The sequence below is a fragment of the Mycobacterium sp. MFM001 genome (assembly GCF_003402475.1).
GTDB lineage: Bacteria > Actinomycetota > Actinomycetes > Mycobacteriales > Mycobacteriaceae > Mycobacterium.
The window spans coordinates 283,085-308,494 of the sequence record NZ_BFAB01000007.1; the positions used below are offsets into that span (position 1 = coordinate 283,085).

Consider the following 25,410-nt stretch of genomic DNA (forward strand, 5'->3'; position numbering starts at 1 on the left):
GAACGCCGCGACCAGCCATGAGGCAGGATAGAAGGTGCTGTCCTGGGGGTGGCCGCAAGGCGCTCTCGCATGCGAGGAGTCTGATGACGGAGCAGGAGTCGACGAGTACCAACGGCGTCGAGGCATTTCCACCGGACAACGGCTATCCCGGCGCCGAACCGCCACGCCGGCCGCGCTACTCGCGGGTGTTGCTCAAACTCGGCGGTGAAATGTTCGGCGGCGGACAGGTCGGGCTTGATCCCGACGTGGTGGCGCAGGTGGCCCGCCAGATCGCCGAGGTGGTCCGCGACGGTGTGCAGGTGGCCGTGGTGATCGGCGGGGGCAACTTCTTCCGCGGCGCGCAGCTTCAACAGCGCGGCATGGAGCGCACCCGCTCGGACTACATGGGCATGCTCGGCACCGTGATGAACAGCCTTGCGCTGCAAGACTTTCTGCAAAAAGAAGGCATCGATACGCGCGTCCAGACCGCCATCACGATGGGTCAGGTGGCCGAGCCCTACATTCCGCTGCGGGCCCGCCGGCATCTGGAGAAGGGGCGGGTGGTGATCTTCGGCGCCGGCATGGGGCTGCCGTACTTCTCCACCGACACCACCGCCGCGCAGCGGGCCCTGGAGATCGGCGCCGAGGTGGTGTTGATGGCCAAGGCGGTCGACGGGGTGTTCGCCGACGACCCGCGGGTCAACCCCGAGGCGGAGCTCCTCACCGCGATCAGCCACCGGGAAGTGATCGACCGCGGGCTGCGGGTGGCCGACGCCACCGCGTTCAGCCTGTGTATGGACAATGGCATGCCGATCCTGGTGTTCAACCTGCTGACCGACGGCAATATCGCCCGCGCGGTCGCCGGTGAGAAAATCGGGACGCTGGTCACCACTTAAAGGGGAAGACGCGATGATCGACGAGACTCTCTTCGACGCCGAAGAGAAAATGGAAAAGGCCGTGTCGGTGGCCCGCGACGACCTGTCGACCATCCGGACCGGCCGGGCCAACCCCGGAATGTTCAACCGGATCGTCATCGACTACTACGGCACCAACACCCCGATCACCCAGCTGGCCAGCATCAACGTTCCCGAGGCCCGCCTGGTTGTCATCAAGCCGTACGAAAACAATCAGCTGCACGCCATCGAGACCGCGATCCGCAACTCCGACCTGGGGGTCAATCCGACCAACGACGGCAACGTGATCCGGGTGGCCGTGCCGCAGCTGACCGAGGAGCGCCGCCGCGAGCTGGTCAAGCAGGCCAAGCACAAGGGCGAGGAAGCCAGGGTTTCGGTGCGCAACATCCGCCGCAAGGCGATGGAGGAGCTGCACCGCATCCGCAAGGACGGCGAAGCCGGCGAGGACGAGGTCGGCCGCGCGGAAAAGGACCTGGACAAGACCACGCACCAGTACGTCGCCCAGATCGACGAGCTGGTCAAACACAAGGAAGGCGAGCTGCTGGAGGTCTAGCGGCCGCTCAGCAACGATGTCCGTGGCAGACACTGATACCGGCGCAGGCACCCCGGCGGAGGGGTCGGCGCAGAACAAGTCACGGGCGGGCCGCAACCTGCCCGTCGCGATCACCGTCGGCGCCGTACTAGGCGGGGCCGTCGTCGCGAGCTTGCTGTACGCCCCCCACGCGTTCGTCGGCATCCTTGCCGTCGGCGTGCTGCTGGCCACGCTCGAGGTGGGGCGGCGGCTAAGCGGCGCCGGCTATGTGATTCCGGTGATCCCGCTGGTGGTCGGTGGCCAGGCCACCGTCTGGCTCACCTGGCCGTTCGGGGCGCGCGGTGCGCTGGCCGGGTTCGGCGCCACGGTGGTCATCTGCATGATCTGGCGGCTGCTGAGCCGCCACGGTCGCCGGGCAGCGCCGGTTCCCGACGCCTCGCCGGCGAACTACCTGCGCGACGTCTCGGCGACGGTATTCCTGGCCGCCTGGGTTCCGCTGTTCGCGTCGTTTGCCGCGTTGCTGATCTATCCGCACGACGGGCCCGGCCGGGTGTTCTCCCTGGCGATCGGCGTGGTGGCCTCCGACGTTGGCGGCTACGCCGCGGGGGTGTTGTTCGGAAAGCACCCGATGGTCCCGGCGATCAGCCCGAAGAAATCCTGGGAGGGCCTGGCCGGTTCGCTGATCCTGGGGACGACCGCGACGACGCTGAGCGTGACGTATCTGGTCGGCAAGCCACCGTGGATCGGCGTTTTGCTGGGTCTGACCGTGGTCGCCACGGCGACCCTCGGCGATCTGGTGGAATCGCAGGTCAAACGCGATCTGGGCATCAAGGACATGGGCAGGTCGCTGCCGGGCCACGGCGGGGTGATGGACCGCTTCGACGGGTTTTTGCCGTCGGCGGTGGCCGCCTGGGTCGTGCTGACCCTGGTGCCATGAAGCTGGTGTTCGACGCACCCCGGCGGGCCCTGCCGCCGCGGCATTTCGCCGACCTCGACGAAGCCGGCCGCGCGGCCGCCGTCGCCGAGCTGGGCCTGCCGGCGTATCGCGCCAAGCAGCTCGCCCGCCAGTACTACGGCCGGCTGATCGCCGACCCGCGGCAGATGACCGACCTGCCCGCCGCGGTTCGCGACCGGGTTGCCGAGGCGTTGTTCCCGAGCCTCCTCGTTTCGGCGCGCGAGGTCACCTGCGATGCCGGCCAGACCCGCAAGATGCTGTGGCGGGCCGTTAACGACCCTGCCGGCACCACCTTCGAGTCGGTGCTGATGCGCTACCCGCAGCGCAACACCGTCTGCATTTCGTCGCAGGCCGGCTGCGGCATGGCGTGCCCGTTCTGCGCGACGGGCCAGGGCGGCCTGACCCGCAACCTCTCTGCTGCGGAGATCCTCGAACAGGTGCGTTCCGCCGCCGCGGAGCTGCGCGACGAGTTCGGCGACCGTCTGTCGAATGTGGTGTTCATGGGCATGGGGGAGCCGCTGGCCAACTACGCGCGGGTGGTCGCCGCGGTGCGCGGCATCACCGCCGGCTTCGGGATCTCGGCGCGGGCCGTGACGGTGTCGACCGTCGGTCTCGCCCCGGCCATCCGCAAGCTCGCCGACGAACGGCTGGGTGTGACGCTGGCGCTGTCGCTGCACGCGCCCGACGACGAGCTGCGCGACACGCTGGTGCCGGTCAACAACCGGTGGAAGATCGCCGAAGCGCTGGACGCGGCGCGCTACTACGCCGACGTCACCGGCCGGCGGGTGTCGATCGAATACGCGCTGATCCGCGACGTCAACGACCAGCCGTGGCGGGCCGAGCTGCTGGGCAGACTGTTGCATCGCACGCTGGGGCCGCTGGCCCACGTGAACGTCATCCCGCTCAACCCCACACCGGGCAGCGACTGGGACGCCAGCCCGAAACCCGCGGAGCGGGAATTCGTCCGGCGCGTGCGGGCCGAGGGCGTCTCCTGCACGGTTCGCGACACCCGCGGCCGGGAGATCGCCGCCGCCTGCGGCCAGCTGGCCGCAGACAGCTGAGCATTTGAACCAAATCCGGCCCGCTTTACGTGGTTAGGTTAAACACGAAAGTGGAGGCCTGCCATGAGGGTTCACTGTTCCATCCTGACGAAACTGCTTGCCCTGGTTGTCATCACGGTAGCGACCAGCATTGCACCGAGTGCGCTGGCGGCCGACGATCGGCTGAACTTCACCGCAACCACGCTGAGCGGCGGCCCGTTCAACGGCGCCAGCCTGCAAGGCAAGCCGGCTGTGCTCTGGTTCTGGACGCCGTGGTGCCCCTACTGCAACGCCGAAGCGCCGGGCGTCAGCCAGGTGGCGGCGGCGAATCCCGGGGTGACCTTCGTGGGCGTCGCGGCGCACTCGGATGTCGCGGCGATGCAGAACTTCGTGTCCAAGTACAACCTGAACTTCACCAACCTCAACGACGCTGACGGTTCGATCTGGGCGCGCTACAACGTGCCCTGGCAGCCCGCGTATGTGTTCTACCGTGCCGACGGCACATCGACGTTCGTGAACAACCCGACGGCGGCCATGCCCCAGCAAGAGCTGTCCGACCGGGTGGCGGCACTCAAGTAATCAGTGGACCAGGGACTGGTCGGTTTGGCGTTCGCTGCCGGATTGGTGGCGGCACTGAACCCGTGCGGATTCGCCATGCTGCCGGGCTATCTCGTTCTGGTGGTGCGCGGCGGCGGATCGTCGGGACTGACGGCGGTCGGCCGCGCATTGGTGGCCACGGTCGGAATGGCGCTCGGCTTCCTGACAGTGTTCGCAGTGTTCGGGGCGCTCACCGTGTCCGCGGCGACGGCGGTGCAGCGTTACATGCCGTACGTCACGGTGTTGATCGGCATTGTGCTTGTCGCCCTTGGTATTTGGCTGCTGTCCGGTCGAGAGCTGACCTTGCTGATGCCGAAACAGCTTGGCACGCAACGAGCCCCGACCGTTCGGCTGGGGTCGATGTACGGCTACGGCCTCGGCTATGCGATCGCGTCGTTGTCGTGCACCGTCGGCCCGTTCCTGGCGGTTACCGCTGCCGGTCTTCGCGGTGGATCGATTCTGGGCAGCGTCGTGATCTATCTGGCCTACGTCGCGGGGCTGACGTTGGTCGTCGGCGTGCTGGCCGTCGCCGCCGCATGCGCGAGCTCGGCGCTGGCCGATCGCCTGCGGCGGATCCTGCCGTTCGTGAACCGGGTCGGCGGCGCGCTGCTGGTGGTCGTCGGGCTGTACGTCGGCTACTACGGCCTCTATGAGGTGCGGTTGTTCAGCTTGCACGGTCATCCGCAGGACGCGGTGATCGCCGCAGCCGGCCGGGTCCAGGGCGCACTGGCCGGCTGGGTGCATCAGCACGGCGCCTGGCCGTGGGTGTCGGCGCTGGTCCTGCTGGTGGGGGCCGGACTCGCACATGCGTTGTACCAGCGGAAACACCGTGACACTTGAAATGACATCATGATGGTGTCACGATGACACTATGGATTTGCAGCCGTACGTCGACGGGGTCCGCCACGAACTGAACGTCGCTGCCGCGGTCGGCGGCCCCGATGCACAGGCGCTTGCCGACCGGCTGATCGCTCCGCTCGAGTCGGCCATCCGGTTGGCGCTGCTGGAGGCGCTGTCGAGCGGCGCCGAAGAAATCACCCGCGAGCTCGCGCCCCGCTCGGTGGAGGTCCGGCTGCGAGGCCGCGATCCGGAGTTCGTCGTCAGCGCGCCGCTCGAGGAGCCGGCCGACGAGGCGCCGGCGGCGAACGTCGACGACGACGGCGGCACCTGGCGAGTCACCCTGCGGCTCCCCGAATCGCTGCGGGCCGGCATCGAGGCGGCCGCCCGCCGCGACGGCATTTCGCTGAACGCCTGGTTGGTCCGCGCGGCTGCGGCGCGGGTCGAACCGGCGGCACGAACCGACACCCGCCACCGCGTCACCGGCTGGGTGCGTTGACACGAAAACCAAAGGAGGACAACGATGCCCACATTCGCGACACCCCAACCCATCTCCGCGCGAATCGACGCGGCCGCTGGCTCGATCCGGCTGATCGCCACTGACCGCACCGACACCGTCGTCGAGGTCCGACCGCGCGACGAAAGCCGGCCGGCCGACGTTCGGTCGGCCGAGCAGGCCCGAGTGTCCTATGCCAACGGGCAGCTGACCGTCGCGCCGTCGAAGTTCGGCTTCCTCGGCTATCGGATGGGCGCCGTCGACATCGTCGTCGAATTGCCCTCGCACTCCCGGGTCCGTGTTGCGGTGGCGTCCGCCGATGTGCAGGCCGACGGGGAATTCGCCGACTTCGACTTCGCATCGGCCAGCGGAAGCCTTGCGGCCCAAACCATTACCGGCAGGCTCAAGGCCTCGACGGCGTCGGGCGGAGTCGACATCGACGCGCTCGACGGTGAGCTGACGTTCCAGGCCTCCAGCGGCTCACTGTCGATCGATCGGCTGCAGGGTCGCGTGAAGTCGGCAACCGCGTCCGGTTCGGTTCGCATCACCGCGGCGGCCAGCGGCGCCGTCGTCGCGAATACCAGTAGCGGCGACGTCGCAATCGGTGTCCCGGAGGGAAGCGCGGCTCAGCTCGACATCATGACGGGATCCGGCCTCGTCACCAATCGGCTGCAGCCCTCCGACGGGCCCGAGGACGGTGACCAGACGCTATTAGTAAAGGTGCGCACCGGCTCCGGTGACGTCGACATCCACCGGGCCGTGGCGACGCTTACCTGATCCAGCCGCGGCGGCGGCCCCACCAGTCGCGCACGACCACGAATAGCGTCAGCACGGCGAAGCTGATCAAAAACCAGTTCTCGATGTGGCCGACGTGGTTGCCGCGCAGCATCAGCAGCAAAAACCCGGCGATGCACAGCCCGACGATGTGCCAGGTGCGGTGGTTGATCCTGCTCCAGCCCCATTGCGCGGAGGGCACTTCGGCAAGGTCGACCCCGGTGTAACGCTCCACCTCAGTACCGGCCACGGCTACTCCTCCACTTGGACTCCGACGCCCCGACATTCTGGCATACGCGGGAAAGAGCAATCGGGCTACGGGCCGGGCGGGGGCATCAGCACGGTGTCGATCATGTACAGCTGCGCGTTCGCGGTGCTGATGCCGCCACAGGTGACCGCGGCCTCGTTGACCTTCAGGCTGTCGGCGGTGCCGGTGACGGTCAGCGTGGTGTTGGCGTCAAGGGTCTGGTGCACGCCGTCGACCTGGGCGGGGGTCAGCTGCCCGTTGACCAGGTGGTAGGTCAGGAGGCTGTTCAGGAACGCTCCGTCGGTCTTGAACCGGTCCATCGTGGCGGGGTCGAGCTTGGCGAACGCCTGGTCGGTGGGCGCGAACAGCGTGAACTGGCCCTTGTTCACCGTGTCGACGAGGTTCACGTCCGGGTTCATCCGGCCCGACAGTGCCTGGGTCAGCGTGGTCAGCCGCGGGTTGTTCGACGCCGCGACGTAGACCGGGTCTTTGGCCATGCCCGACACCGAACCGGGCCCGGTGGGCACCTGCTGCTCGTACTCGGCACAGCCGGGGCCGACGGGATTGCCTGCGGGAGCGGCGGTTCCGCTGGTGGTCGAAGACGTCGGCGAGGTGACGACGACCGTGGTGGTCACGGTGGATGGCGGGGACTGGACGGGTTCGTGAACCTCGGTGGTACAGGCCGACGACCCCATCACCGCCAGCACAACGACGCCGGCCGCGGCAAGCGGTCTATTCATTTTTGCCATCCTCTCCCTGCCATTAGGTGTCCGTCCCCTTTCCCGGTTTGAGCTGACGCTAAACCCGCCGCGCGATGCGCGGCACAATGAATTGGTGACAAGCCCTGCTGACGGCCGCGCCGAACGTGAAGCTAGCCGCACGCTCGACGAACGCCTGCGCGTCCTGGTGCTGGGCAGCACCGGCTCGATCGGGACCCAGGCGCTGGACGTCATCGCCGCCAACCCGGATCGCTTCGAGCTGGTCGGGCTGGCCGCCGGCGGGGCCAACCCGGACCTGCTCGCCCGGCAGCGCGCCGAGACCGGGGTGACCAACGTCGCCGTCGCCGACGAGCACGCGCCTCTGAGTGACGTCACCTATCGCGGACCCGACGCCGTCACCCGACTGGTCGAGAACACCGAGGCCGACGTCGTACTCAATGCCCTGGTCGGGGCGCTGGGTCTGCGGCCGACGCTGGCTGCGCTGGCAACCGGCGCCCGGCTGGCGCTGGCCAACAAGGAGTCGCTGGTCGCCGGCGGGCCGCTGGTGCTGCAAGCGGCCAAGCCCGGCCAGATCGTGCCCGTCGACTCCGAGCACTCCGCGATGGCGCAATGCCTGCGCAGCGGCAGCCCGCACGAGGTCGCCAAGATCGTGCTCACCGCCTCCGGCGGCCCGTTCCGCGGCTGGTCGGCCGCCCAGCTCGAACACGTCACCCCCGAGCAGGCCGGCGCCCACCCGACCTGGTCGATGGGCCCGATGAACACGCTGAACTCGGCGTCGCTGGTCAACAAGGGCCTCGAGCTCATCGAGACCCACCTGCTGTTCGGCGTCCCGTACGAGCGCATCGACGTCGTCGTGCACCCGCAGTCGATCGTGCACTCGATGGTCACCTTCACCGACGGCTCGACAATCGCGCAGGCCAGCCCGCCGGACATGAAGCTGCCGATCGCGCTGGCGCTGGGCTGGCCGGACCGGGTGCCCGGCGCCGCGGCCGCCTGCGACTTCACCACCGCGTCGAGCTGGGAGTTCGAGCCGCTGGACGCCGCGGTGTTTCCGGCCGTCGACCTCGCCCGGCAGGCCGGCCGGACCGGCGGCTGCATGACCGCGGTCTACAACGCCGCCAACGAAGAAGCAGCCGCGGCGTTCCTGGCCGGGCGGATCCGGTTCCCGGCGATCGTGCGCACAATCGCCGACGTGCTGAGCGCCGCCGACCAGTGGGCCGTTTCACCCGCTACCGTGGAAGACGTACTCGACGCGCAGCGCTGGGCCCGCGACGCGGCCAGGCGCGCGGTCACACAGGAGGTCATACCCACTCGATGATGTTCGTCGTCGGCATCGTTTTGTTCGCGCTCGCGATCCTGATCTCGGTGGCGCTGCACGAATGCGGCCACATGTGGGTCGCGCGCGCCACGGGGATGAAAGTGCGCCGCTATTTCGTCGGCTTCGGCCCGACGCTGTGGTCGACCCGGCGCGGCGAAACCGAATACGGCTTGAAGGCTGTGCCCGCCGGCGGGTTCTGCGACATCGCCGGGATGACGGCGATCGAGGAGCTGCGGCCCGACGAACGCGACCGCGCGATGTACAAGCAGAAGACCTGGAAGCGCACCGCGGTGCTGCTGGCCGGGCCGGGGATGAACTTCTTGATCGGCCTGGTGCTGATCTACGGCATCGCCGTCGTCTGGGGGCTGCCGAACCTACACCCCGAGACCCGCGCCGTCGTCGGCGGAACCGCTTGTGTCGCACCGGAAGTCAGCAAGGGTGAACTCGGCCAGTGCACCGGCCCAGGCCCGGCGGCCATCGCCGGCATCAAGCCCGGCGACGTGATCGTCAAGGTCGCCGACAAGGACGTGCATTCGTTCGCCGACGTGCAGGCCGCCGTGCAGCCGCGAAGCGGGCCCACGCCGGTGGTGGTGGAACGCGACGGCCACCGGCTCGACTTCACCGTGAACGTCACGCAGACAAAGCGGTTCACGTCCCAGCACGCCGAGGCCGCATCGACCGTCGGCGCCATCGGAATCAGCAGCAGTGCGCTGTCCGGGCCCACGAAGTACAACGTGCTGACAGCGGTGCCCGCCACGTTCACGTTCACCGGCGACTTGTCCGTGGAGCTGGGCAAGTCGCTGGCCAAGATCCCCACCAAAGTCGGCGCGCTGGTGCACTCGATCAGCGGCGGAGAACGTGATCCCGAGACCCCGATCAGCGTCGTCGGCGCCAGCATCATCGGCGGCGACACCGTCGATCACGGCTTGTGGGTGGCGTTCTGGTTCTTCTTGGCCCAGCTGAACTTCGTGCTGGGCGCCATCAACCTGCTGCCGCTGCTGCCGTTCGACGGCGGACACATCGCGATCGCCGTGTACGAGAAGATCCGCAACATGATCCGGTCGGCGCGCGGCATGGTCGCCGCGGCGCCGGTCAACTACCTCAAGCTGATGCCCGCCACCTACGTCATCCTGGTCGTGGTGGTCGGCTACATGCTGCTGACCGTTACCGCCGACCTGGTCAACCCGATCAGGTTGTTCCAGTAGGAGATTCACTGATGTCTGTCGGATTGGGCATGCCGGAACCACCGGCGCCCACGTTGGCGCCGCGGCGCAAGACCCGCCAGCTGATGGTCGGCGACGTCGGCATCGGCAGCGATTATCCGATTGCGGTGCAGTCGATGACCACCACCAAAACCCACGACGTCAACGCCACGCTGCAGCAGATCGCCGAGCTGACCGCCGCCGGCTGCGACATCGTGCGGGTGGCCTGCCCGCGCCAGGAGGACGCCGACGCGCTCGCCGAAATCGCCCGGCACAGCCAGATTCCGGTGATCGCCGACATCCATTTCCAGCCCAAGTACATCTTCGCCGCGATCGACGCGGGGTGTGCGGCCGTGCGGGTAAACCCCGGCAACATCAAGGAATTCGACGGCCGGGTCGGCGAGGTCGCCAAAGCTGCTGCGGCGGCAGGCATTCCGATCCGCATCGGCGTCAACGCCGGCTCGCTGGACAAGCGGTTCATGGCCAAGTACGGCAAGGCCACCCCGGAGGCGCTGGTGGAGTCCGCGCTGTGGGAGGCGTCGCTGTTCGAGGAGCACGGCTTTTCCGACATCAAGATCAGCGTCAAGCACAACGACCCGGTGATCATGGTCGCCGCCTACGAGCAGCTGGCCGCGCAGTGCGACTACCCGCTGCACCTGGGCGTCACCGAGGCCGGCCCGGCGTTCCAGGGCACCATCAAGTCGGCAGTCGCGTTCGGTGCGCTGCTGAGCCGGGGGATCGGCGACACCATCCGGGTGTCGCTGTCGGCGCCGCCGGTCGAAGAGGTCAAGGTCGGCAACCAGATCCTCGAATCGCTCAACCTGCGGCCCCGCTCGCTGGAAATCGTGTCCTGCCCGTCGTGTGGCCGTGCCCAGGTCGACGTGTACACGCTGGCCAACGAGGTCAGCGCCGGTCTGGACGGCCTGGAGGTTCCGCTGCGGGTGGCGGTGATGGGCTGCGTGGTCAACGGGCCGGGGGAGGCCCGCGAAGCGGACCTCGGGGTGGCGTCGGGCAACGGCAAGGGCCAGATCTTCGTGCGCGGCGAGGTGATCAAGACGGTGCCCGAAGCACAGATCGTCGAGACGCTGATCGAAGAGGCCATGCGGCTCGCCGGAGAGCAAGGTACTGCAAGCGGTTCGCCCGTTGTGACCGTAAGCTGAGGGGCGCCCGCTTTCGCAGAAAGAACCACCATGTCGGCTCCCCCCATCCATCGCTTGGTCGATGAGCGACGGGTGTCGGTGGTGCGGGACGTCGCGGCGGTGTGCCGCGTTCTCGACCATGACCCCGTCGGGTCGTGCATGGTGGCCGCACGGGTCGCCGATCACGGGATCGAGCCGTCGGCTATCGGCGGCGAACTGTGGACCCGGCGCGGCGTCGACGAATCCCTTTGCTACGCAGGGCCAAACCTGATTCCGCTGCGCGGCGGGCCGGACGACTTGAATGCCTTCGCGGACGAGGCGATGAGCGGATCGCGGCGATGCTCGTCGCTGGTGGGCCGCGCCGAACTGGTGATGCCGATGTGGCGGCGACTGGAGTCAGCCTGGGGGCCGGCACGCGACGTGCGTGAGCATCAGCCGTTGATGGCACTGGGCCGCATGCCTAGTTACGCGATCGACCCTGAGGTGCGCCAGGTGAAGCTCACCGAAATCGACGCCTACCTGGTGGCCGCGGTCGACATGTTCATCGGCGAGGTGGGGGTGGACCCGCGGCTGGGCGACGGCGGTCGCGGCTACCGCCGCCGGGTGGCCAACCTGATCACCCAGGGCCGGGCGTGGGCTCGTTTCGAGCACGGTCAGGTTGTGTTCAAGGCCGAAGTCGGGTCACAGTCTCCGGCGGTCGGCCAGATCCAGGGCGTCTGGGTGCATCCCGATCGCCGAGGCCAGGGTCTGGGAACCGCAGGCACCGCGACGCTGGCGGCCGTGATCGTCGGCACGGGACGGATCGCCAGCCTGTACGTCAACAGCTTCAACACCGTGGCCCGCGCCGCGTACTCGCGCGTCGGGTTCACCGAGGTCGGCAGCTTCGCGACGGTGCTCCTCGACTGAGTCGGTTGCCCTCGAGCGTCACGCCAGCGTGACGCTCGGGTGCGCCGGCCACGCTGGCGTGACGCGCGTTGCCCTCGCTGTCTGGTCTCGGTGCGCCTCCGACAGATCAGCGTTAGCAATTCGTAACATCAGCCCCAATGGCAACAAAGACAACATTGGCATCGCAAGCCGCATGCCTGGTGCTTCTCGCAGCCGTCGCCTTACCCGCCTGCACGCCGCGGCCGGATGGCCCCGCCCCGGCGGCGAAGCTGTTCTTCGCCGCGCTGTCCACCGGCGACACCGCAGCGGCCGCCGACCTCAGCGACGACCCGAGCGACGCCCGCGAAGCGCTCAACGCGGCATGGGCCGGTCTGCAGGCCACCCACGTGGACACCGAAATCCTCGGCTCGAAGTACACCGAGGACACCGGCACGGTGGCCTACCGCTACACCTGGCATCTGCCCAAGGACCGGACCTGGACCTACGAGGGTCAGCTGAAGATGGCTCGCGACGAGGGTCGCTGGCTGGTCCGCTGGAGCACCACCGACCTGCACCCGCGGCTCGGCGAGCACCAGACGTTCGCACTGCGCGCCGACCCGCCGCGGCGGGCCTCGGTCAACGAAGTCGGCGGCACCGACGTGCTGGTGCCCGGCTACCTCTACCACTACACACTGGACGCCACCCGGGCCGGAGCGAACCTGATCTCGACGGCCCGCGCCGTCGTCGACGCGCTGCACCCCTTCGACGAGGCGCTGAACGACCCGCAGCAACTGGCCGAGCAGGCCAGCTCGTCGGCCAAGCCGCTGGATCTGATCACGCTGCGCGTCGACGACAACAACAACGTCGCACCCGCGATCGGTCAGCTGCCCGGCGTGGTGATCACCCCGCAGGCCGAGCTGCTGCCCACCGACGACCATTTCGCCCCCGCCCTGCTCAACGAGGTGAAAAAGGCCGTGGTCGACCAGCTCGACGGCGAGGCCGGCTGGCGGGTGGTCAGCGTCAACCAGAACGGCGTCGACGTCGCGGTGCTGCATGAGGTCGAGCCGTCGCCAGCGCCGTCGGTCTCGATCAGCCTGGACCGCTCCGTGCAGGACGCTGCCCAGCACGCCGTCGACACTCAGCCCGGCAAGGCGATGATCGTGGTGATCAGACCGTCGACCGGCGAGCTGTTGGCCGTCGCGCAAAACGGCGCCGCCGACGCCGACGGGCCGGTCGCCACCACCGGTCTCTACCCGCCGGGGTCGACGTTCAAGATGGTCACCGCGGGCGCGGCCATCGAGCGCGACATGGCCACCCCCAACACGCTGCTGGGTTGCCCCGGCGAGATCGACATCGGGCATCGCACCGTGCCCAACTACGGCGGATTCGACCTCGGGGTGGTGCCGATGTCGCGGGCGTTCGCCAGCTCCTGCAACACCACGTTCGCCGAACTGGCCAGCCGGATGCCGCCGCGCGGTTTGAGTCAGGCGGCCGCCCGGTACGGCCTCGGACTGGACTATCAGCTCGACGGCATCACCACGGTCACCGGTTCGGTGCCGCCGACGGTCGACCTGGCCGAGCGCACCGAAGACGGCTTCGGCCAAGGCAAGGTACTGGCCAGCCCGTTCGGCATGGCGCTGGTCGCGGCCACGGTGGCGGCCGGAAAAACCCCGGTACCACGGCTGATTGAAGGCCGGCCGACGACAGTCAACGGCGACACCACTCCGATCACCCCGAAGATGCTCGACGGCCTGCGGCCGATGATGCGGCTCGTCGTGACCAACGGCACCGCCACCGACATCGCCGACTGCGGTGCGGTGTTCGGGAAGACCGGGGAAGCCGAGTTTCCCGGCGGGTCGCATTCCTGGTTCGCCGGCTACCGCGGCGACATGGCGTTCGCGGCGCTGATCGTCGGGGGCGGCAGTTCGGAACACGCGGTCCGGATGACCAAGCGGATGTTCCAGACGCTGCCAGGCGACTACCTGGCGTGACGCTGGGCTTTCCCGCTGGTGGCGGTAGATTGGTACCGCTATGACGCGCCCCGACGAGCTGACCGAACTGCGGGTATCGGATGCCGACCGCAACGGCACGCTGCGGCGCCTGCACAATGCCGTCGCGCTCGGTCTGATCGATATCGGCGAGTTCGAGGAACGCTCGTCGCAGGTGTCGTACGCCCGCACCCGCAGCGAGCTCGACAGCCTCGTCGGCGACCTGCCCGGCCCGGGCGCGATCGTCACCTCGGCGGCCGACCGGGTCGAGCTGCGCGGCTGGCTGGGATCGCTCAAGCGGCACGGCGAATGGATGGTGCCGACCAGGCTGGCACTGGTGCGCCGGGTGGGCTCATGCGAATTGGACCTCGTGCATGCCCGCTTCGCCGGGCCGGTCGTCGTGATAGAGCTCGACATGAAGTTCGGTGGCGTCGACATTCGCCTGCCCGACGGCGCCAGCGCCTCGATCGACGACGTCGAGGTCTACGCCGGCAGCGCAAGTGACCGCCGCAAGAACCCGCCCGCCGAGGGGACGCCGCATGTGGTGTTGACCGGCCGGGTGGTGTGCGGCTCGGTGGTCATCCGCGGGCCGCGCCGGTCGCTGCTGCGCCGGCGCTAGCGATCGGCGCTAGCGCCTGAAAAGCCCGACCCCGACGCGCGCCAGCCGGCCCCATCCGCGTGGCCGGCCGAGCAGCTTGAGCATCAGCGGGCCGGCATTGAAGTACGAAACCCGCTGCGCAATCAGACTGTCGGTGAACGTGAACCGATCGACGGCGTCCCACGCGATCGGTTTGCCTCCATACGTTCCGCTCAAGGTGAATTCGATGAACACCTCCTGGCCGCTATGGCCGACGGCGTGCACGTCGGCGTGCAGGTCGGGAACCAGGACGAACAGCCGGTGAAACGCCGACCGGCACGCCTGCTTGCCCCGCAGGGTGCCCATCATGGGCTGGATCAGCACGATGTCGTCGCTCCATAACGCTTCGTGCTTGGCGAGGTTCGGCGTGCGCCAGGTGTCGGCGAACCGCTCGGCGAACTCGGCAGCGAACTCGGCGTCGACGTGCATGCTCGTCAATGTATCGGCGGGGTCCGACTACGCTGGCGACATGCCTGTTCGCACCGCGCTTTCCCCGGGCGTGCTGTCCCCGACGCGCCCGGTGCCCAAGTCGATCCCGCGCCCGGAGTACGTCGGCAAGTCCACCGCACGCGAGGGCAGCGAGCCCTGGGTGCAAACGCCAGAGGTGATCGAGAAGATGCGCGTCGCGGGTCGCATTGCCGCTGGCGCGCTGGCCGAAGCGGGTAAGGCCGTCGCACCCGGGGTCACCACCGACGAGCTGGACCGCATCGCCCACGACTACATGGTCGACCACGGCGCCTACCCGTCGACGCTGGGTTACAAGGGCTATCCGAAGTCGTGCTGCACCTCGCTGAACGAGGTGATCTGCCACGGCATCCCCGATTCGACGGTCATTGAGGACGGTGACATCGTCAACATCGACGTCACTGCCTACATCGACGGCGTGCACGGCGACACCAACGCGACGTTCCTGGCCGGCGACGTGACCGAAGAGCACCGGCTGCTCGTCGAGCGCACCCACGAGGCGACAATGCGTGCGATCAAGGCCGTCAAGCCGGGCCGGTCGTTGTCGGTGGTCGGGCGCGTCATCGAGTCGTACGCAAACCGGTTCGGCTACAACGTAGTTCGCGATTTCACCGGCCACGGCATCGGCACCACGTTCCACAACGGGCTGGTGGTGCTGCACTACGACCAGCCATCGGTCACCACGATCCTGGAGCCGGGAATGACGTTCACCATCGAGCCGATGATCAATCTCGGCGCGCTGGACTACGAAATATGGGACGACGGCTGGACGGTGGTCACCAGGGACCGCAAGTGGACCGCGCAATTCGAGCACACGCTGCTGGTCACCGAGACCGGCGCCGAAATCCTGACGCTGCCGTGACGCGCGTGCCGCGACTGTGCGGTTTGATACGCCCTCCGCGGCGTGTCGCGTATGAAACCGCACACTCGCCGCAACCACAGTGAGTGGTGCTCTGCTGGTGGCGGGCACCAGCTCCGACGCCGGCAAATCCATGGTGGTCGCGGGACTGTGCCGACTGCTGGCCCGCAAGGGCATCCGGGTCGCCCCGTTCAAGGCGCAGAACATGTCGAACAACTCGGCGGTCACCGTCGAAGGCGGCGAAATCGGCCGGGCGCAGGCCATGCAGGCCAGGGCCGCGGGCTTACAGCCGAGCGTCAGGTTCAACCCGATCCTGCTCAAGCCCGGCAGCGATCGCACGTCGCAGCTGGTGATCCGCGGCCGGGTCGCCGACTCGGTCACCGCAGCCGACTACTGGTCGCACCGCGAACACCTGGCGACCGTCGTGACAGACGAATTATCAAGTCTACGAGCAGAATTCGACGCGGTAATCTGCGAGGGCGCCGGCTCGCCGGCCGAGATCAACCTGCGGGCAACCGATGTGGCCAACATGGGATTGGCCCGGGCCGCGAACCTGCCGGTGATCCTGGTCGGCGACATCGACCGCGGCGGCCTGCTGGCCCACCTGTTCGGCACCGTCGCGATACTCGACCCGCAAGACCAGGCGCTGATCGCCGGGTTCGTCGTCAACAAATTCCGCGGCGACCCCGCACTGCTGGAACCCGGCCTGCGCCAACTGGCCGAGCTCACTGGCCGCCCCACCTACGGAGTGCTGCCGCACGCCGACGAGCTCTGGCTGGACGCCGAGGATTCCGTCTCCGTACTGGCCCACCGGGTCCTGGGCACCCCGCAGCCTCCGCGCGGCCGGCAGTGGTTGCGTGTCGCTGCGGTCAGGCTGCCGCGAATCTCCAACTCCACCGACGTCGAGGCACTGGCCTGCGAGCCCGGGGTGCTGGTGCGATGGGTCACCGAGCCTGCCGACCTCGCCGACGCCGACGTGATCGTGCTGCCGGGCAGCAAGGCCACCGTCGCCGACCTCCAGTGGGTGCGTGAGCAAGGGCTGGCCGACGGCCTGGTGGCGCACGCTGCGTCGGGCCGGCCGCTGCTGGGCATCTGCGGCGGCTTCCAGATGCTGTGCTGTTCGATCGACGACCCGGTGGAGACGCGATCCGGTCGCGTCGAGGGTTTGGGCCTTCTGGACGTCGATGTCGCGTTCGACACCGACAAGGTGCTGCGGCGGTGGCAGAACCCGTTGACCGGCTACGAGATCCACCACGGGCGGGTGACCCGCTGTGCCGAGGCCGCTTGGTTCGACGCGGACGCATCGCCGCAGGGGTATCGCCGCGAGCATGTGTTCGGCACCCATTGGCACGGGCTGTTCGACAACGACCATTTCCGCCGCCAGTGGCTGAGAGTCGCGGCCGCCGCGGCCGGCCGGAGCGGTTTCGTTGTGGCTGACGATGTCAATGTGGCGGCCCGCCGCGATGCCCAATTGGACGTAATGGCCGATTTATTGGACGCTCACGCCGACATGGATGCCATTATCGGACTGCTCGACGACGGACCGCCGCCGCGCCCGACCCTCGTCGCCGACTTGACGTAGTCGCGTCAAACCCTCACTGCACCAAGGGTTTACGCCCGTCTCAGCAGCCACATGCGTCGCTTCGCACGCGGCGCCCGAGAAATCTGCGCCTGATAGTGGCCTGAGAGTCCGTGCAGAAACGCCCCGCGCACCGGCCAATTGGCGCTACCTTGCACAGGTGCCTTCGACGATGATGACCACCGTCGACGGATTCCCCATCGAGGTCAATCTGGCAGGTCCGGAAAAGGGTTCCGTCGTGGTGGTGTTGGGTGCGGCGCAGCGGGCGCTCGCCGCCTATGACCCGGTGTGCGAACGCTTGCACACCGCGTCGCTGCGGACGATTGTCATCGGGCCGGACCAACGGCTGACCCCCAAATCGGTGGTCGGGATCATGGACGTACTCGACATCAACTGGGGCGTGCTGGTCGGCGACCGCATCGGCGGCGAGTTGGCCTGGGAGTTGGCCGCCACCCGGCTCGACCGGTTCACCAGCCTGATCGTCATCGACCGTGGGCACCCCCGGGTCGCCGATCCGACCGGAGTGATCCGCGACGCCCACTGCCCGCCGGTGGAGATCAACACCACCGCGCTGGTCAGTACTCCGGCCTCCCAGGCGGTCGCGCGCGCCAGCCAACGTTGGGTCTACGCCGACTACCGCATCGTGGAGCTGCTGAGCCGGCGCAATGCGCAGGAGTCCACCGCACAACTGGCTGCCGAGATCGTCCTGCGCACCAGCACCTGGTAACCCAGCGGCGGATCGTGCCTACGGTGGTGGCGTGCACGCCTCAAGGATTGGCGGCGACCCGCAGCGCCTGGCTGCGCCGCGCTTGCGATCGCCGCAGAGACCGCCGGTGATCGGCATGACCACCTACCTGGATCAGGCCCAGACCGGAATTTGGGATGTTCGCGCCAGCTTTTTGCCGGCTGCCTACTTTCAGGGCGTCACGCTCGCCGGGGGTGTGGCGGTGTTGCTGCCGCCGCAGCCCGTCGACGCCGGCATCGCCGCGCGAGTGCTCGACGGCCTGGACGGACTGGTGATCACCGGCGGCAAGGATGTCGACCCGGCCGCCTACGGCCAGCCGCCGCACCCGGCCAGCGACGAACCCGGGCCGGAGCGCGACGCGTGGGAGTTCGCGCTGCTGCGCGGGGCGCTCGATCGGAAACTGCCGGTGCTGGGCATCTGCCGCGGCGCCCAGGTGCTCAACGTGGCGCTCGGCGGAACGCTGCACCAGCACCTGCCCGACGTCATCGGGCACAGCGGCCATCGGGCCGGCAACGCCGTGTTCACCACATTGGGGGTGCGCACGTTGCGCGGAACCCGGCTGGCGAAACTGCTGGGGGAGTCGGCCGACGTGCGCTGCTATCACCACCAGGCCATCGCCGACGTCGCCGACGGCCTGGTGGTCAGCGCGTGGGATGCCGACGGCGTGGTCGAGGCCCTCGAGTTGCCCGGCGACGAATTTGTGCTCGCCGTGCAGTGGCATCCGGAGGAAAGCCTCGACGATTTGCGGCTGTTCGCCGCGATCGTGGACGCGGCGCGGGCGTATGCGAGCGTGGCCTGATGGATCTGACTCAGCGGCTGGCCGGCAGGGTCGCCGTCGTCACCGGCGCGGGTAGCGGCATCGGCCTGGCCGCGGCGCGACGACTGCACGCCGAGGGAGCCACAATAGTCGTCGGTGACATCGACGAACGCGCTGGCGCCAAGGCGGCCGACGAGTTGGCCGGTTCGTTTGTGCCGGTGGATGTTTCGGACGAAGCCGCTGTCAACGCGCTGTTCGACACCGCCGCGGCAAGCCACGGCACGGTCGACATCGCGGTCAACAACGCCGGCATCTCCCCACCCGACGACGAGCTGATCGAGAACACCGAGCCGGCGGTGTGGCAGCGGGTACAAGACGTCAACCTCAAATCGGTGTACTTGTGCAGCCGGGCGGCGTTGCGGCACATGGTCCCTGCGGGCAAGGGCGCCATTGTCAACGTCGCCTCCTTCGTCGCGGTGATGGGTTCGGCCACCTCGCAGATCTCCTACACCGCGTCCAAAGGCGGCGTGCTGGCGATGTCCCGCGAGCTGGGTGTCCAGTTCGCCCGCCAGGGCATCCGGGTCAACGCGCTGTGCCCAGGCCCCGTGAATACTCCGCTGCTGACTGAGCTTTTCGCTAAGGACCCCGAACGCGCCGCACGCCGGCTGGTTCACGTGCCGATGGGCCGATTCGCCGAGGCGCACGAAATTGCCGCCGCCGTCGCGTTTCTCGCCAGTGATGACGCGTCGTTCATCACCGCGTCGACGTTCCTGGTCGACGGCGGCATCAGCGCCGCCTACGTCACTCCGCTGTAGTGGCTACCCGGCGGATGGTGAACGCGGAATCACGGTGGGCCGCATGTCGTATTGCGGAGTCGTACCGCCCGCAACGCGCCCGGCCATGTTCGTGATCGGCATCAGCGGCATGCCGGCAGGCGTGCTTGCCGGTGCCGCACTCACGCCGCCGGCGGGCACTACCGCAGCGGATTGGCTTGCAGCGCTTGGGATTGCGGTCCACGCTTGCGGCGCCGACAGCGGTCCGATCGAGACCGCTTTGCCTATGCCCGCGGACACCGCCCCACCTGCACTCAAGGCCGGCGTCGAGCCCAGCACGCCTGCGAGACCCGATCCGGCCGCCTTGACGCTCGAGGCGGCCGCGGCTGCCGGAACTGCGCCGGCTTTCGCGAACGAAAGCCCCCGCATCAGAAAAGTCAGCGGGTAGGTCGCGAATCTCGCTGGGATTGCGAGGGTATTCAGAGATGAGGTCAACGAAGACAGCGACGGTGTCCCCGGCGTCGACGGCGACGTGAGCCCCTGCAGCACGGAAGGCACCGACGACAGCACCTGCGGAGCTGTCGCCATGACGGTGCCCGCATTGCCGCCGGCCAGTCCCGCCGTCGTCGTGGTCGGCGGCGGTGCGCTGAACGGCGTCACCTGTGAGGCCGCCGCGGACGACCCGGCGTAGCCGTACATGGCCGCCGCATCCTGGGCCCACATTTGTTCGTAGTGTGCCTCGGTGGCGGCGATCGCCGGCGCGTTCTGTCCCAGCACATTGGTCGCGATCAGCGCCGTCAGCGCAGCGCGGTTGGCCGCGATAAGCGGCGGCGGGACAGTCATCGCGAACGCAGTTTCGTAGGCTGCGACGGCAGCTTTGGCCTGCGCGGCGGTCTGCCCGGCTTGCGCGGCGGTGGTGTGCAGCCAGGTCACATAGGGTGCGGCCGCGGCGGCCATCGCGGTCGACGACGGGCCCAGCCACGGCCCGGCGGTCAGCCCGGCGACCACCGACGAGTAAGAGACTGCCGCCGAGCCGAGAGCGGCGGCCAGGTCGTCCCACGCCGACGCGGCAGTCAGCATCGACCCCGGGCCTGGTCCGGAATACATTCGGGCAGAGTTGATTTCGGGTGGCAACAAGCCGTAGTCCATAAAAGACATCGAGTTCTCCTGGAAAAAGAAATGGATTTGTGCGACGCCGCAGCCAATGACGGGCGTCGATTACCGCGTCGCGAGCCAGCGCTCCACGGGGTCAGCGATCAGCGCTGACCGATCAGCGACGGGCGATGCAGAAGTGGGTTAGGAGATCTCGGCCGGAATGAGCCGTTGCTGGTGCACGAGCCTGCGTTCCATCCGGCCGCCACGAGATGCACGGCAACGAAATTGGTGACGGAAAGGCCTGCGATACCGGTATCACGCGCAGTGGAGTCGGTGGCCGATCGCGATGCAGGCCCGCGGACTTGAACGGTGTGTGACTCGCCGGTGACGACGCGTGGTCGAGATGCACCTGCTCGACGCTGACAGTGAGCGTCGTCGAATCGGTGTCAGGTGTGGTGCGTTCGACGCGCAGCAGCCAGCATCCCGCGACGGCGGCGAGCACGCCTACCACCGCGACAATGGCGATGGCCGATCGCGACGGTGTGCGCGCCTCGCTGGATTTCACAATGTCTCGAATCTAGCAGCGCGCAGGGAGAACGACAGCGCAACCGATGCGGCGGCTATCCGGCGGCCGGCGGATGTGCGATCACCGTCGGGCGGAACCCGTACCGAGGCGCGGCACCGTTCATGCCATGCCCGGGCGCACCCGCGAGTGGCATCCCGCCGAGCATGCTCGCCGGGCCACCTGTCGCAGCGTTCGGGGTAGCGCCCAGGCCGGCACTGGGCAACGCCGAGGCGGCTGCGCCGATCGGCGCCGTCCACGTCGGCGGGACAGACAGCGCTCCGATCGAACCGGCCTGTCCCAGCCCTGCGGACACGGCGCCGCCGAGACCTCCGAGCCCGCCCAGTCCACCAACCGGAGCCGCCAACGTGCCTCCCAGACTGTCCGCCGCAGCCGCTGCCGGTGCCAGCGCCTCTCCAGCGGCGGCCTCACCCGCTGCCGCGCCGCCGAGTAAACCCAGAAACGGCGCCATCGTGTTGCTCGGCATGTAGAACCCCGACGAAAAAATCGTGTTCCAGATGTTGGCGTTCGGACCCCAGGTATTCCAGAAGTTATCCAGTGCCGTATTCCCCGAGGACCCTCCGGTCAGCAGGCCAAGGATTCCCGAAAGGCCCGAGGACGACGATGCCGACGGTGATGCCATGCTCTGCAGTGTTTGAGGAATCCCAGACGTCAACTGCGAGAGGGCCGTTGTCGGCGTGGCGGTGCCGGTGGCCTGGGCAACTGCAGCGGTCTGAATGGCCGGTCCTGCGCCGTTGGTGGTTGTCGGCGGGGTAGTGAAGGGTGTCACCGTCGATGCGGCGGCCGAGGATCCGGCGTAGCCGTACATTGCCGCCGCGTCCTGGGCCCACATCTCGGCATAGTGTGCTTCGGTGGCTGCGATGGCCGGTGTGTTCTGACCCAAGAAATTCGTCGCAACCAACGAAGCCAGCAGCGCCCGGTTGGCGGCGATCACGGGTGGCGGCACTGTCATCGCGAATGCGGTTTCATATGCCGTCGCAGCAACTTGCGCCTGCACCGCCGTCTGCGAAGCCTGCGCGGCCGCCTGTCCCATCCATGTGACGTAGGGAGCTGCGGCGGCCGCCATCGACGCGGAGGCTGGGCCGCGCCAGGGCCCACTGGCCACTGTGGAGACAATCGACCCGTAATCGCCGGCGGCCGAGGATAATTCGGCGGCAAGGCCATGCCAGGTCGCGGCCGCGGTCAACAATGGCCCAGCGCCAGCTCCGGCGTACATCCGAGCGGAGTTGATTTCCGGTGGTAACGCTGCGAAATCCATTGCTGCGCTCCCTAGCCCGTGCAGACCGTGTTGGCGGCTTCAGTGACCGCATACGAGCCGGCACTGGTTGCCAGAACGGTCACGAACGCGTGATGAATAGCGGACGCTTGGGCGCTGACCGTTTGATACAGCTGGCCGTGCGCGGAGAATTGCAACGCGGTCAGCGCTGACACCTCGTCGGCGGCAGCGGGAATCAGGCCGGTGGTCGGTACTAGCGCTGCGGCGTTCTGGGCGCTCACCGCCGCGCCGACAGAGTGCAGGTTATCTGCTGCTGCAGAAAGCATTTCGGGTACGATGTTGACGAACGACATTGGACGGCTCCTTCGGAAAAAGACGCAAATGTGTCTAAGAATTGGCCTGGCTCAAGCCGGGACCGGATCGAACGGAACGATCAGTGGTTAGCGGTGCCTGTGCACCGTATGAGTGAGAACCCGCATGCGGCGGCGGGGGCGAACGCGACCTGGCATCAATCCAGGCCGGTTTGTCGACGCGCTTCAGCCGACGCGTTCGGCCTGCACGCTCCACTTCTCCTCGATGCGTCCGTAACGCCAAATAGCCATGGCAGCAATCCAAGTCACCGCGAACAGTCCAACGATGACGAAGCCGATCGCGTTGAGGTTGATGCCGCCGACCCAATCCCAAAATGGGCCGCTCCAGCCGAATTGGTCGGCGAGCAGCCCCAGCAGCTCGATGCTGCCGATGAGCAGGGCCACCGCAACGGATAGCCCGGTGATGGTGATGTTGTAGTAGACCTTGCGCACCGGATTGGAAAACGCCCAGCCGTACGCGAAGTTCATGAACGAGCCATCGATGGTGTCCAGCAAGCACATTCCGGCGGTGAACAGCACCGGCAGACACAAGATCGCATACCAGGGCAGGCCGGCGGCGGCGCTGGTGCCTGCTAGCACCAGCAGCGCAACCTCGGTGGCCGTGTCGAAACCCAGTCCGAACAACACGCCGACCGGATACATGTGCCACGACGCGGTGATCGATCCGGTGAAACGGCCCAGGAACCGGTTGAGCAACCCGCGATTGTTCAACTGCTCTTCGAGCTCGTTCTCGTCATAGACGCCGCGACGCATCCGGGCGAACACCCGCAGGATCCCGGCCAGGATGACCACGTTGATGACGGCGATCAGGTAGAGGAAAACGCCCGAGACGCTGGTGCCGATCAGGCTGGTGTAGTGATGCAGCGCCGACGAGTCCTCTTTCACTGGCCCGACGATGGCTTTGACGCCGATTGCCAGTAGTAAGGCCAGTCCGAAGACCACCGACGAGTGGCCGAGCGAAAAGAAGAACCCCGCGGCGAGCGGGCGCTGCCCGTCGTTCATCAGCTTTCGGGTGGTGTTGTCGATGGCGGCGATGTGGTCGGCGTCGAACGCGTGCCGCAGACCCAGCGTGTAGGCGGTCAGACCAATGCCGATGCCGAATGCCTTGTCCCCGACGGAAAAGTGTGCCGGCTCGACGACGAGCACCAGGGTGCACCAGCCGACGACGTGCAGCGCGACAATCACCGCGGACATTACGCCCAGGCGCAACCACTCGGTGGGCGTCAATGCCGCCCGCAGCCCCGACCACGACGATTTCTGGCGGGTGAGCGCATCACCGGCCATGTCGCTTCTCCTGCGCTGAGAAGAAAACCCCCGACCGCGACGACGGTAACCCACGCGCCCGCTTCATGCATGTGATTCGCAAGTATTCTGCAAATTTTTCGCAAATAGGTCGCGAATGCACTCATAGCCGCGTGCGTTGCTCGATGTCCTCCAGGAACTCCGCGATCATGGCTTCGGTCAGCGAGGGACGCGTCTCGTTGATCGCCGTCAGGTAATCCTGGGTCTGTGCCGGTTCGCCGCGACGGAACTCGACCTCCCGTTCGAACCCGAACTGCGCGCCCTTGCGGGCGGCGAATTCGATATCGGCCGGGGTGAACATCTCGCTGGCGTCCACCAAGGCGCCGACGTCAACAAAATCGGCGGCCGGCCCAAGGTAGCGGCGCCAAATCGCTGTCCGCGCCTTTGCATCTGGAGGTCGCACCGGAATGATGTAGTCGAACCGGCCGGGTCGCAGAAACGCCGAATCGAGCGACCGCACCGAGTTCGTCGCGCAGACGAGCAGCCTCTCGTCGCGCTGGCGGAACACCGGGATCAACTTGAGCAACTCGTTGGTGACCCCGTGAGCCGGATCCGACGGTATCCCCGAGCGCGCCCCGGCGATCTCTTCGACTTCGTCGATGAAGACCACGGCGGCTTCCAGCTCCATCAGCGTCATGAACGCCTCTCGCAGCGCGGCGGCCATTGCCACGTCGGGAGCGGCCAGCCGAGACGGGAACAACTCGACGAACGGCCAGCCGAGCCGGCCGGCGACCGCCTTGGCGAAGCTGGTTTTGCCGGTTCCCGGCGGCCCGAACAGGATCACCGCCTTCGGCGCCGAGACCCCGTACTGCTCGGCTACTCCCGGCTCGGTGAGCGGCAGCACAATCCGGCGTTCGATGATCTGCTTTTCCGATTCCATGCCCGCCATCGCATGCCACAGCCCGCGAGGCATCACCTGCGCGCCAAGTTCGGCCAGCAGGCCCGCGTCCGAGGCGCCGACATGGTCGGTTTTCTCGAAAAACGAAAGGTCGGTTCGCTCTTGATAACCCGAGTTGCGTAGCGCCGCGGTCCCCGTCGCCTCGGGCGGCAGCAGCGCGCCAATCCGGCGGGCACCGAGGGAACGCAGCCGAAGCTCGAGTTCGCCGAGCAGCGCGCTGCCGATGCCGCGGTTGCGCCAGCGGCTACTCAGCGCGACGAGCGAGATCCACGCTCGTTCGCCCTGGAAATGCGCGCCGGCCATGCCCACCAGCTCCTCGCCGACCACGGCGACGACAGCGGGCTGCCCAGACTTCGCCGCCGACACCACCTCCGAGATGAGAAAGGCCGGTTGTGCCTCGCCTGGAGTGCGACTCTGATCCCAGATCGAAATCGCCTGGTCCAAGTCGTCGTCATGAAAGTCGCGCAGCCGCCACGGAGGCATGTCGTCGTACCCTTCCGCTTACGGCGGGTGAGGCCGGTCAGAGCAG

At 67.8% G+C, this 25,410-nt stretch carries 28 protein-coding genes; 19 read left to right on the top strand and 9 right to left on the bottom strand.

From position 1 onward, the window contains the following. The first annotated feature begins 83 nt into the window (after nt 1-83). From pyrH to MFM001_RS14885, 8 genes are all read left to right on the top strand, one after another. A complete protein-coding gene (gene pyrH, locus MFM001_RS14850) occupies nt 84-875 on the top strand; it encodes a UMP kinase (RefSeq protein ID WP_238159183.1) in 792 nt (263 codons plus the stop codon). Between the two features lie 13 nt (nt 876-888). Next, nucleotides 889-1,446, top strand: coding sequence for a ribosome recycling factor (gene frr, locus MFM001_RS14855; RefSeq protein WP_116376016.1), 558 nt, complete (start codon nt 889-891; stop codon nt 1,444-1,446). Between the two features lie 22 nt (nt 1,447-1,468). After that, entirely contained in the window at nt 1,469-2,362 is an 894-nt protein-coding gene (locus MFM001_RS14860) for a phosphatidate cytidylyltransferase (protein ID WP_371685543.1), read from the top strand. Then, complete coding sequence (gene rlmN / locus MFM001_RS14865; protein ID WP_116376018.1) at nt 2,359-3,441, top strand: 23S rRNA (adenine(2503)-C(2))-methyltransferase RlmN; 1,083 nt, start codon at nt 2,359-2,361, stop codon at nt 3,439-3,441. The genes MFM001_RS14860 and rlmN overlap by 4 nt, the downstream gene beginning before the upstream one ends. Before the next feature lie 63 nt (nt 3,442-3,504). Then, nucleotides 3,505-3,999, top strand: a complete 495-nt coding sequence (locus MFM001_RS14870; protein WP_116376019.1) for a protein disulfide oxidoreductase — start codon at nt 3,505-3,507, stop codon at nt 3,997-3,999. 3 nt (nt 4,000-4,002) lie between these two features. Beyond that, on the top strand, nt 4,003-4,857 hold the full coding sequence (locus MFM001_RS14875; RefSeq protein ID WP_116376020.1) for a cytochrome c biogenesis CcdA family protein: 855 nt from the start codon (nt 4,003-4,005) through the stop codon (nt 4,855-4,857). A 31-nt stretch (nt 4,858-4,888) separates the two neighbouring features. Further along, nucleotides 4,889-5,353, top strand: coding sequence for a toxin-antitoxin system HicB family antitoxin (locus MFM001_RS14880; protein WP_116376021.1), 465 nt, complete (start codon nt 4,889-4,891; stop codon nt 5,351-5,353). A gap of 24 nt (nt 5,354-5,377) precedes the next feature. Beyond that, nucleotides 5,378-6,127, top strand: a complete 750-nt coding sequence (locus tag MFM001_RS14885; RefSeq protein ID WP_116376022.1) for a DUF4097 family beta strand repeat-containing protein — start codon at nt 5,378-5,380, stop codon at nt 6,125-6,127. Here the strand turns inward: MFM001_RS14885 and MFM001_RS14890 are convergent. Both MFM001_RS14890 and MFM001_RS14895 read right to left on the bottom strand, forming a co-directional pair. Further along, on the bottom strand, nt 6,120-6,374 hold the full coding sequence (locus MFM001_RS14890; RefSeq protein ID WP_192886949.1) for a DUF2631 domain-containing protein: 255 nt from the start codon (nt 6,372-6,374) through the stop codon (nt 6,120-6,122). The genes MFM001_RS14885 and MFM001_RS14890 overlap by 8 nt on opposite strands. Nucleotides 6,375-6,439: 65 nt before the next feature. Then, complete coding sequence (locus tag MFM001_RS14895) at nt 6,440-7,120, bottom strand: fasciclin domain-containing protein (RefSeq protein WP_116376115.1); 681 nt, start codon at nt 7,118-7,120, stop codon at nt 6,440-6,442. An 85-nt stretch (nt 7,121-7,205) separates the two neighbouring features. Between MFM001_RS14895 and dxr the strand changes: the two genes are divergently transcribed. The 6 genes from dxr (at nt 7,206) to MFM001_RS14925 (ending at nt 14,220) form a co-directional block, all read left to right on the top strand. Next, entirely contained in the window at nt 7,206-8,408 is a 1,203-nt protein-coding gene (gene dxr / locus MFM001_RS14900; protein WP_192886950.1) for a 1-deoxy-D-xylulose-5-phosphate reductoisomerase, read from the top strand. After that, nucleotides 8,405-9,613: an RIP metalloprotease gene (locus MFM001_RS14905; RefSeq protein WP_116376024.1), complete on the top strand. Its 1,209-nt coding sequence runs from the start codon at nt 8,405-8,407 to the stop codon at nt 9,611-9,613. Before dxr ends, MFM001_RS14905 begins: the two co-directional genes overlap by 4 nt. Before the next feature lie 11 nt (nt 9,614-9,624). Beyond that, nucleotides 9,625-10,770, top strand: coding sequence for a flavodoxin-dependent (E)-4-hydroxy-3-methylbut-2-enyl-diphosphate synthase (gene ispG / locus MFM001_RS14910; protein WP_116376025.1), 1,146 nt, complete (start codon nt 9,625-9,627; stop codon nt 10,768-10,770). Between the two features lie 30 nt (nt 10,771-10,800). Beyond that, the gene (locus tag MFM001_RS14915; RefSeq protein WP_116376026.1) at nt 10,801-11,655 is read left to right on the top strand and encodes a GNAT family N-acetyltransferase; all 855 of its coding nucleotides are present in this window, start codon (nt 10,801-10,803) and stop codon (nt 11,653-11,655) included. Nucleotides 11,656-11,792: 137 nt separating this feature from the next. Beyond that, a complete protein-coding gene (locus MFM001_RS14920) occupies nt 11,793-13,604 on the top strand; it encodes a penicillin-binding transpeptidase domain-containing protein (protein ID WP_116376027.1) in 1,812 nt (603 codons plus the stop codon). A gap of 40 nt (nt 13,605-13,644) precedes the next feature. Continuing rightward, nucleotides 13,645-14,220: a DUF1707 domain-containing protein gene (locus MFM001_RS14925; RefSeq protein WP_116376028.1), complete on the top strand. Its 576-nt coding sequence runs from the start codon at nt 13,645-13,647 to the stop codon at nt 14,218-14,220. Nucleotides 14,221-14,229: 9 nt separating this feature from the next. Here the strand turns inward: MFM001_RS14925 and MFM001_RS14930 are convergent, their stop codons facing one another. Continuing rightward, a complete protein-coding gene (locus tag MFM001_RS14930) occupies nt 14,230-14,667 on the bottom strand; it encodes a nuclear transport factor 2 family protein (protein ID WP_116376029.1) in 438 nt (145 codons plus the stop codon). Nucleotides 14,668-14,707: 40 nt separating this feature from the next. Here MFM001_RS14930 and map point away from each other — a divergent pair, with 40 nt between their 5' ends. The 5 genes from map to MFM001_RS14955 all read left to right on the top strand — a co-directional run bounded on the left by map (nt 14,708) and on the right by MFM001_RS14955 (nt 19,458). Beyond that, on the top strand, nt 14,708-15,565 hold the full coding sequence (map, locus tag MFM001_RS14935; RefSeq protein ID WP_116376117.1) for a type I methionyl aminopeptidase: 858 nt from the start codon (nt 14,708-14,710) through the stop codon (nt 15,563-15,565). A gap of 79 nt (nt 15,566-15,644) precedes the next feature. Next, complete coding sequence (locus tag MFM001_RS14940) at nt 15,645-17,144, top strand: cobyric acid synthase (RefSeq protein ID WP_116376030.1); 1,500 nt, start codon at nt 15,645-15,647, stop codon at nt 17,142-17,144. Between the two features lie 172 nt (nt 17,145-17,316). Beyond that, entirely contained in the window at nt 17,317-17,868 is a 552-nt protein-coding gene (locus MFM001_RS14945) for an alpha/beta fold hydrolase (RefSeq protein WP_116376118.1), read from the top strand. Nucleotides 17,869-17,983: 115 nt separating this feature from the next. After that, the gene (locus MFM001_RS14950) at nt 17,984-18,685 is read left to right on the top strand and encodes a gamma-glutamyl-gamma-aminobutyrate hydrolase family protein (RefSeq protein ID WP_238159184.1); all 702 of its coding nucleotides are present in this window, start codon (nt 17,984-17,986) and stop codon (nt 18,683-18,685) included. After that, complete coding sequence (locus tag MFM001_RS14955) at nt 18,682-19,458, top strand: 3-oxoacyl-ACP reductase (protein ID WP_192886955.1); 777 nt, start codon at nt 18,682-18,684, stop codon at nt 19,456-19,458. The genes MFM001_RS14950 and MFM001_RS14955 overlap by 4 nt, the downstream gene beginning before the upstream one ends. A 3-nt stretch (nt 19,459-19,461) precedes the next feature. Here MFM001_RS14955 and MFM001_RS14960 read toward each other — a convergent pair whose 3' ends face one another. The 6 genes from MFM001_RS14960 to MFM001_RS14985 form a co-directional block, all read right to left on the bottom strand. Next, nucleotides 19,462-20,565, bottom strand: coding sequence for a PPE family protein (locus MFM001_RS14960; protein ID WP_116376033.1), 1,104 nt, complete (start codon nt 20,563-20,565; stop codon nt 19,462-19,464). Between the two features lie 121 nt (nt 20,566-20,686). Continuing rightward, nucleotides 20,687-21,076 (bottom strand): hypothetical protein, encoded by a 390-nt coding sequence (locus MFM001_RS14965; RefSeq protein ID WP_116376034.1) that lies wholly within the window; start codon nt 21,074-21,076, stop codon nt 20,687-20,689. A 55-nt stretch (nt 21,077-21,131) separates the two neighbouring features. Next, nucleotides 21,132-22,352, bottom strand: a complete 1,221-nt coding sequence (locus MFM001_RS14970) for a PPE family protein (protein WP_116376035.1) — start codon at nt 22,350-22,352, stop codon at nt 21,132-21,134. 11 nt (nt 22,353-22,363) lie between these two features. Next, nucleotides 22,364-22,663, bottom strand: a complete 300-nt coding sequence (locus MFM001_RS14975) for a PE family protein (RefSeq protein WP_116376036.1) — start codon at nt 22,661-22,663, stop codon at nt 22,364-22,366. 183 nt (nt 22,664-22,846) lie between these two features. Beyond that, nucleotides 22,847-23,965 carry a HoxN/HupN/NixA family nickel/cobalt transporter gene (locus tag MFM001_RS14980; RefSeq protein WP_116376037.1) on the bottom strand — a complete coding sequence of 373 codons (1,119 nt, stop codon included), beginning with the start codon at nt 23,963-23,965 and terminating at the stop codon, nt 22,847-22,849. Nucleotides 23,966-24,086: 121 nt separating this feature from the next. Further along, nucleotides 24,087-25,364: an ATP-binding protein gene (locus tag MFM001_RS14985; protein ID WP_116376038.1), complete on the bottom strand. Its 1,278-nt coding sequence runs from the start codon at nt 25,362-25,364 to the stop codon at nt 24,087-24,089. Nucleotides 25,365-25,410 lie beyond the last annotated feature (46 nt).